The following is a 6,932-nucleotide window of genomic DNA, read 5'->3' on the forward strand; positions in this document are numbered from 1 at the left end:
CCGGTGTGTCGGAATGGCAGACGAGGGGGACTCAAAATCCCCTTCGTGATTTTCCGTGTCTGTACGAGAAATTCACGAGTATACGTTGGATTTTGAGGGTTTGTCGGAGCAAGATTTCTTACATCCCTCCTGAACATCCCTCCAATCTCCAGAAACCGGTACTAATGTCCCAAAATTGAATATAAGCCGATGTGGCGGAATGGCAGACGCAAACGACTCAAAATCGTTCGGGAAACCATGTGGGTTCGAGTCCCACCATCGGCACTCCATCATAAAACAGCTTAGGATCGAAAGATTTTAGGCTGTTTTTCTTTTTTGTCCATTTTTTATACTTTGGCGTTTTCTGGGAAGATATTGACGATTGCATTCGCCGAAGATACCTTACTGGAGAAATCCAGATGTGTATAAATGTTGCTTGTCGTGCTGATGTCGCTGTGCCCCAGCCACTCCTGAATCTCCTTCAGGCTCACGCCATTGGCATAGAGCAGACTGGCGCAGCTATGGCGCAGATCGTGAAAGCGGATACGCTTCATCTGGTGTGCGACCAGAAAATCCGGGAAATGTTGGCTCAGGAAATCGGGCCGAATCCGTTTTCCCATCGGGTCTACATAGATATAGTCAAGATAATCGGTGCAATAGCTTTTGCCGCAGACCTTCCGATTCTGCTCCTGCTCCTTTTTCATTTTATTGAGCATCTGCTCACAGGCAGGGATTAGGGGAAGTGTCCGGCAGCTCGACTTTGTTTTTGTCTTATCTCGTGCGATTTCTGTTAGCGTTCCGTTGACCTTTGCGGTCACAACCGTATGCTGAATGCTGATTTTCTTGTTTTCAAAGTCAATGGCATCCCATTTCAAGCCAACAACTTCACTGCGCCGCAGGCCGTAGAATGCAGCCATGATAACGCCAAACTCCGAAGGGTCACCTTGAATCGCTTTGAAAAGCTGCTCCAGTTCTTCACCGCTGTAAATCTCCGACTTGAACTTTTCCTTACGAGGACGTTCAACGCGATCTGCCGGGTTGGAACGGATCATGCCGATTTGAAAAGCGTACTGCAAGCATTTGCGGATGTTGGCGTGATAGTGAATGACGGTGTTTGCCGTAAGGCCACGATCCAACTCATGCTGGTAGAAGTCTTGGATGTATTTGGGATGCTGTTCCATATCCTGCAATGTATAGTGGAGCGGTTCAAAATATGGGACGATCTTGTGAACGATTGCTCTTTCATAGCTGGTATAGGTTGTGATTTCCACTCGTGACTTCATCATTTTCAACCAGTCCGTGATGAAGTCGGTGAAAAGTACCGGGGAGTTATCAAGGCAGGGGTCAACTTCTTTGATGGGGCTGACCTTCAGCCAATTATTGTCAACGGCATATTGTAGGGCATCGGTCAACTCCTTGTGCCAATCCAGAAGCTGCTGTACACTGGCCTCCTCCTGCTGACGCTCATAGCGGAAGAACGTTTCCAGATCGCGCGGAGAGAGTGCTTTCAAAGACAGCCGCTTCTTTTCAAAGTATGGGACAACTACTCTTCCCAGATCATAAGCATATCTGCCATAGGTTTCGGGCGGAAGGTTCATCACGCTTTCCCGAAGCCAGCGGTTCAGATATTCCGATACCGGCAGGTCGGAAACCTGCTGCATCGTTTCAGGGTTAAACTCTTTTTGTGTTTTACGCAACAGAGATTCAGCTCTTTTTTTGTTTCCTTTAACAGGAAGTCCTGTGCTGATGGATTTGGTTCTGCGCTTTCCATCTGTGTCTTTCCAGCTCAGAATCATCTGATACATACCGTTTTGTTCTCTTAAATGTCCGGCCACATTTGTCATAGTTATGCTCCTTTCTGTTCGCAGCCAAACGTCCTTTGCTTAGGCATCATAAGTTTAGAAGATTCTGGAGTGTTTTGCAAGGATGGCACAAGGGAGTTTGAAAGGTGCATCCCTCCAAGTTGCCGATCCTGATCGAGCAGGTACTCTACCACGCAGAGTTTTGGTATCTTATAGCTGCGTCCTACACGCGCCGAGTGGATCTTATTCTGCTTGACCAACAGATACGCATTCTTCCGGCAGATGCCAAGCATTTCCTGAAGATGCTCCACCGTCACCACATCCGGGTAGTCCTTGAACATCGTCAGATACCTCTCCGTCTTTCGGTCAGGCTCTTCCTGAATCAAAGTGCAGGCTGCGATCTCGCTCATTCCTGTCCTCTCTTTCTAGTTCAATATGTCGATTATTCAGCAGAAAATACTATATGTAAAGTGTGATGGTCTTTTTCGGGGACCATCTCACTTGCCAAAGGAGATATTTGAGCTTAGAACTTCATCGGCAGTGCGTCTTTCCTGCACTTGCCGTTGTAGGTGGTGTAGATGGGGTAAACGTACCGCCGCCAGCCCGGAAGCTTGGCGGGGTTATCCCGGCTGACACGGTAGAGCTCCATGGGATGGACGCCGCTCAGCGCACGGACAAGCCGCTCCTCGCTGTACTGCCCATGATACAGCTGCACAAAGTACATCACGCCCCGCAGGACAGCCGCCCGGAAGGAATCCGGTTTGCCCTCCCACGCTTCCACGATGTGCCGCAGAGCTTCGCAGTAGATCTCTTCGCCCAGCTGGTCGTACAGCTTCAGCGCCGTGCCCACGCAGCCGATGCGGTAGTCGCTCAGCTGCATACTGTCGTAGTTGAGGGAAAGCCCCGCCCGGTTAGTGGCTGCGACAAACGCCTTGGAAGGCGCATCGCCGCCCACCACCTTGGCGCGCAGCTTGATGCCCGCCGACAGGGGTGCGGCGTGACCGTTCTGCTCGGCAAAGAGCAGGGCTTCCTGCTCCATCGTCAGACCGGTGTAGACCTTGCAGAGGATCGGGCGGTCCTCGCCGCCGTTGAGGAGGATGCAGCCCTCGATGGTGTGCTGCCCATCCATTACATAGTACCTGCCGTTGCGGAAGCTGACCTTCGGCTCGTTAACGATGTACTCGTTGAAGTCCCTTGCGATCAGCTCCACCCTCTTGCGCTCTACGCCCCGCTGGTAGATCTCGCGGGGATAGATCAGCTTGCTGCTGTGGATGACCATGAGCTGGTACGGCGGGTTGATACCAATGAAAGTATTGTTGTCGTTCAGGCGCATCGCATTTCCTCCTTAATCCTCCAAATGTACTTCTCGGCTTCCTCTAAGATCTCAGTCACCTGCTGCTTACGCTTCGGGCTGGTGAGCAGGCTGGGATTGAAGGTGAAGCTATATTCGAGCCGCTGGATCATGGCATGAACCGCGGATTGCAGTTCGGTGTACAGCATCATTTCCTCGATGCTTCCGGCGTTCTCAAAGGACGACCGGATGGGCGTATAGGGGTAGACAGGCGGTTTGCCATCCACCACCTCAGGCGGCGCATAAACCGCCGTAGAGCGCCGGATAGGCTCTATCTGCTGGATGCTGCCCATAGGGTTCAGCGCAAGGCTGATGCGAACCGCATCATCCACCCGGCGCATCTCCTCTGGGGTCAGATGCCCCAGATACTTCAGTGCCCGGCTTTTGTCGATGGTGAAGATCTGCTCTGCCTGCACAACGGACGGCATATTCAACCCTGCGTTTTCCAACAGGCAGTGGGTCGGCTGGTTTACTTTCTTTTCCGCCTTGCTTGTCATGGTCGCAACGATCAGGGTCGGAGAGTGATAATTGCCCACGTCATTCTGAAGAATGACCGCCGGGCGGTCACCGTGCTGTTCCGAGCCGGTGCTCGCCCCGAAATGGGTGAAGAAGATGTCTCCGCGTTGGAATTTCCAGTTTTGCTGCAAAATTGTACCTCCATGTTGTTATGTGCAAAGCCCGCTGCCGGATGTTCCGCAACGAGCTTCGTTCAAGGTATGGTGGTATGGTTGGGTCTGCGGTGCATGACCACATAATCATAGCCGCGCCGCATCTGGCAGACGGTGCATGTGTCCATGCTCCGGTCTGGGCTGGGTACAAGCGCGATTTTGAAAGCCTTTGCATCCACAAAGTGCCGCAGACAGGTACCGCAGAGAGTTCGGATGGACTTGACCATCTCAGGGGTCAGCTCCATCTCCTCGTAGATCTCCTGCTCGCGCACCGTGGGGTTCAACTCGTCCATAAAAGTGTCCTCCTATGTATCAAAAGTGAATATTCGGATAAAGAATAAATAAGAGTACGTAAAAAACGGGAACTGCCGGATGCGTGGAACGTACCCGACAGTTCCCGGATCAATATGATTAAAGGTCTCGCATATTCGCCCTCGGCTCCCTGCGAGTGGGGCATGAACATCTGGCAGCGGACTTGTACCGCTTCATTGGCATTTCAGCCACCCCGTCTGCTTTGTGACCGGGCCGCGAATTACGGAAGTATCATTATCGGAGTACCAGATGACGGAACTATTCAGTTTTCAAGGTCCCTGAGGTCGGACGTTTCGCCCTGCGGCAGGTGCCGCTTGGGAAATCGTCCTCTCACTTGGTAGCCGACGAGAAAGGTCAATTCGTAGCATTGAAATTGAAGTTTTTCAAAAATTTAGTAATTCTCTTGATTTTGATACTAATAGTGGGCCGAGATACGCCGTAGACTTTAGAAATTTCAGTGATGTCGTATCCCTCGTAAGCGTACATGGTGATGATTTCCAAATCTTCGGTTTTCAAAGTTTCGAGTGCAGTAAGCAACTGCTCGTTCTCAATCTCACCAATCCATGCAAAACGGCTTTTAGTTTCGTGGTAAGTATCTGTCACGGTAATCGCATCCTGATAGCGTAGCATCAAAGGCGACGCTTCTTCCTCAGAGCTTTCATACGCAGGAGCGGTGAATTCCTGCGTCCGCTCGATAAAGGTACGCTCCGAATTGAATTGCTGACGGTCATAATCGTACATCTTCTGGATGGCCTCTTTCGTCATTCCCGCAGCTGCGTACTCGATGCGCAACTTTTCCCAGTGTGCTTCAAACTTCTTCAACTCATAGCCTTTATTAAAAGACATCGTAAACCTCCAAATTTTCGATAAGTCGTAAAAAGTCGAAAATTTGGAAGGCTACGGATATTTCGCCGCTTGGGGCATCCATGAAAAACGGACAAACATAAAGCCTGCTCCTTTTTACGGGAGCAGGCTACCTGAAGGCTAAAAAAATAGCCGGACAACCAACTAACAGAGCGGTTCTAAAGCAGAATCACTCTATCAGCTGTTGCCCGGCTATTTGGTGCGCGTTTCATACATTGCCTTGCGGCAATGGCCCGTTGCTCAGTGACGAACAGTCCATATTCAGGGTGCAATGCACCCGATTTTTGAAATTGTGGTTTGTCTAAAAAAGTCAGCGTCTGCGGTAGGCTAAGTCAACTGTTGCTATGTTACCGCACTTGAGGCACTTTATGCTGATAGAGCCTGAACAGCTCTCGTTTTTTTGGTAGAGCTTGTGTCCGCAAACCGGACAAAACCTCCAGCCAATGCTGAATTGTGCCTGCTGTATATTGTTCAGCGGTTTACTCTTAAAAGAGCGATTATTTGACCAAGTCATATTATTCTCCAAATCGAATGACGTCCAATGGATGGCAGTGGATGGGTTTTCCGTTGATGACCTGCATCTGCTGTAATCTGATCCTGATCGCAGACCACGATACCCCGATCCGTGCAGCCATCTCCAGAATTCTTTCATAGTTCGGGTCCGATGCGGATTTGTACAGGATTCCATTTGGCAGGCACAGCGCTGCACGTTCTATTTCGGCGTTGACCAGAAATGTTGGCATCAGCAGCTCCGCTGCAAGGGTATTCGCCTGCCATTCTTCCCATGAGGGCTGTCCGTTTCGTTCCCGATAGGCAATGTGCCCACGGCACTTGACTGCTTTTCCGTAGTCGTTCGGAAACAGGTCAGCCAGTATATGGTGCGCCGCTTCATGCGCTATCGTGAAATTCCGGCATCCGGTGCAGCTGTCTGACGCAAGGGCGGAATCGATTACAACGTCCTTCGGCATGAACACCTCCACAAGCTTTGTCCCGTCCCCCAAGGTTACGGTAAAACCGCATTTCTGGAAAACAGTCAGTCCTAGAATACTTCCATCGCTGCATAGCGGCAGCATTTTCACATTCAGCCCAAGAACAGAACTTGCGAGCCGTTCAGGGTCAATGGGTTCTGGGTCATCTTTACTGATCCCGAAACGGGTATAGTACTGGTCGATATACTTACCCGCTATGTGCGAAAGATCTGCGCGGGATAAGTATCTTGCCATTACGAAGCACAGCTTTCCGGCACGGAGCAGTAGGCTTCCACGAACCACTTGCCCCGTTCAAGCCAAAGATTCCGCTTCTGACCGCAGATCAGGCAGGTGAAGCAGTGACCTTTTCCGCCTAGGCGTGATGTCCCATGTTTGACTGCCAAGACACGATCAATTCCATAAGTGTGAGCCTTGTCATAGTTTATGGCAAGAGGGCGGATCTTACCGTCAGGAGTAAAACGAACGTCCACTTCGACGTATCTTTTCTCACGGCGAAGGTTGTAATCACCACACATCAGAATTCCTCTTTTTTGCGGATTTATCAAAACACGGCGTGCATTACTTGCGAATCATACTGCGTGCCACGAGCTGTTTTTCGTTCAACAGCGGAACGGACACTGTATGTTTTTTCCACTCATCCATAGAGCAGGTCACTGCTTTGCACAGACGGCATTTTGTCCAGCCACCGGTTTCATCAAGATCCACATCATAATTCATGGTTCCGCACATTGGACATCTTACATTTTCTTTTCTCATAGTATCACCTCGCAAAAAAACGCCAAACAAACACAATCCCATACGAAAATAACATCAAAAGGCTGTTATTTGTGGATTTGGTTTGATTATACACCCACTTTATGGAGATGTCAATTACGCATTTGTCGCCATTTTAGAGATTTCCTGTTGATTTCTTATATTTTCTATACTATAATAGAGCTACCGGATCACAAAGGAGTGTTCTTGTTAT

At 50.0% G+C, this 6,932-nt stretch carries 9 protein-coding genes and 1 tRNA gene; 1 reads left to right on the forward strand and 9 read right to left on the reverse strand.

The window, feature by feature from the left end; translation table 11 throughout:
- Nucleotides 1-185: 185 nt before the first annotated feature.
- Nucleotides 186-264: transfer RNA gene (locus tag DWY76_RS09980), tRNA-Leu, on the forward strand.
- 62 nt (nucleotides 265-326) lie between these two features.
- Here the strand turns inward: DWY76_RS09980 and DWY76_RS09985 are convergent.
- From DWY76_RS09985 to DWY76_RS10025, 9 genes are all read right to left on the reverse strand, one after another.
- The gene (locus DWY76_RS09985) at nucleotides 327-1,823 is read right to left on the reverse strand and encodes a site-specific integrase (protein ID WP_097775163.1); all 1,497 of its coding nucleotides are present in this window, start codon (nucleotides 1,821-1,823) and stop codon (nucleotides 327-329) included.
- Between the two features lie 2 nt (nucleotides 1,824-1,825).
- Nucleotides 1,826-2,191, reverse strand: a complete 366-nt coding sequence (locus DWY76_RS09990) for a helix-turn-helix domain-containing protein (protein WP_113993110.1) — start codon at nucleotides 2,189-2,191, stop codon at nucleotides 1,826-1,828.
- A 113-nt stretch (nucleotides 2,192-2,304) separates the two neighbouring features.
- Nucleotides 2,305-3,114 carry a DUF6551 family protein gene (locus tag DWY76_RS09995; RefSeq protein WP_120081248.1) on the reverse strand — a complete coding sequence of 270 codons (810 nt, stop codon included), beginning with the start codon at nucleotides 3,112-3,114 and terminating at the stop codon, nucleotides 2,305-2,307.
- Nucleotides 3,105-3,779 carry a type II toxin-antitoxin system PemK/MazF family toxin gene (locus DWY76_RS10000; protein ID WP_097771475.1) on the reverse strand — a complete coding sequence of 225 codons (675 nt, stop codon included), beginning with the start codon at nucleotides 3,777-3,779 and terminating at the stop codon, nucleotides 3,105-3,107. Before DWY76_RS10000 ends, DWY76_RS09995 begins: the two co-directional genes overlap by 10 nt.
- Nucleotides 3,780-3,841: 62 nt before the next feature.
- Nucleotides 3,842-4,093 (reverse strand): hypothetical protein, encoded by a 252-nt coding sequence (locus DWY76_RS10005; protein WP_120081249.1) that lies wholly within the window; start codon nucleotides 4,091-4,093, stop codon nucleotides 3,842-3,844.
- A gap of 373 nt (nucleotides 4,094-4,466) precedes the next feature.
- Complete coding sequence (locus DWY76_RS10010) at nucleotides 4,467-4,958, reverse strand: sigma-70 family RNA polymerase sigma factor (protein WP_015565818.1); 492 nt, start codon at nucleotides 4,956-4,958, stop codon at nucleotides 4,467-4,469.
- Nucleotides 4,959-5,491: 533 nt separating this feature from the next.
- Entirely contained in the window at nucleotides 5,492-6,199 is a 708-nt protein-coding gene (locus DWY76_RS10015) for an ImmA/IrrE family metallo-endopeptidase (RefSeq protein WP_097784816.1), read from the reverse strand.
- Nucleotides 6,199-6,480 carry a hypothetical protein gene (locus DWY76_RS10020; RefSeq protein WP_097775158.1) on the reverse strand — a complete coding sequence of 94 codons (282 nt, stop codon included), beginning with the start codon at nucleotides 6,478-6,480 and terminating at the stop codon, nucleotides 6,199-6,201. The genes DWY76_RS10015 and DWY76_RS10020 overlap by 1 nt, the downstream gene beginning before the upstream one ends.
- A gap of 43 nt (nucleotides 6,481-6,523) precedes the next feature.
- Nucleotides 6,524-6,682: a hypothetical protein gene (locus tag DWY76_RS10025; RefSeq protein WP_242959119.1), complete on the reverse strand. Its 159-nt coding sequence runs from the start codon at nucleotides 6,680-6,682 to the stop codon at nucleotides 6,524-6,526.
- Between the last annotated feature and the right edge of the window lie 250 nt (nucleotides 6,683-6,932).

The sequence above is a fragment of the Faecalibacterium sp. AF27-11BH genome (assembly GCF_003603005.1).
Taxonomy (GTDB): Bacteria; Bacillota; Clostridia; order Oscillospirales; family Ruminococcaceae; genus Faecalibacterium; species Faecalibacterium taiwanense.

Coding starts and splice junctions, on each gene's coding strand:
- DWY76_RS09985 (WP_097775163.1), bottom strand. CDS start 1,823: ATGACAAATGTGGCCGGACATTTAAGAGAACAAAACGGTATGTATCAG.
- DWY76_RS09990 (WP_113993110.1), bottom strand. CDS start 2,191: ATGAGCGAGATCGCAGCCTGCACTTTGATTCAGGAAGAGCCTGACCGA.
- DWY76_RS09995 (WP_120081248.1), bottom strand. CDS start 3,114: ATGCGCCTGAACGACAACAATACTTTCATTGGTATCAACCCGCCGTAC.
- DWY76_RS10005 (WP_120081249.1), bottom strand. CDS start 4,093: ATGGACGAGTTGAACCCCACGGTGCGCGAGCAGGAGATCTACGAGGAG.
- DWY76_RS10010 (WP_015565818.1), bottom strand. CDS start 4,958: ATGTCTTTTAATAAAGGCTATGAGTTGAAGAAGTTTGAAGCACACTGG.
- DWY76_RS10015 (WP_097784816.1), bottom strand. CDS start 6,199: ATGGCAAGATACTTATCCCGCGCAGATCTTTCGCACATAGCGGGTAAG.
- DWY76_RS10020 (WP_097775158.1), bottom strand. CDS start 6,480: ATGTGTGGTGATTACAACCTTCGCCGTGAGAAAAGATACGTCGAAGTG.
- DWY76_RS10025 (WP_242959119.1), bottom strand. CDS start 6,682: ATGAATTATGATGTGGATCTTGATGAAACCGGTGGCTGGACAAAATGC.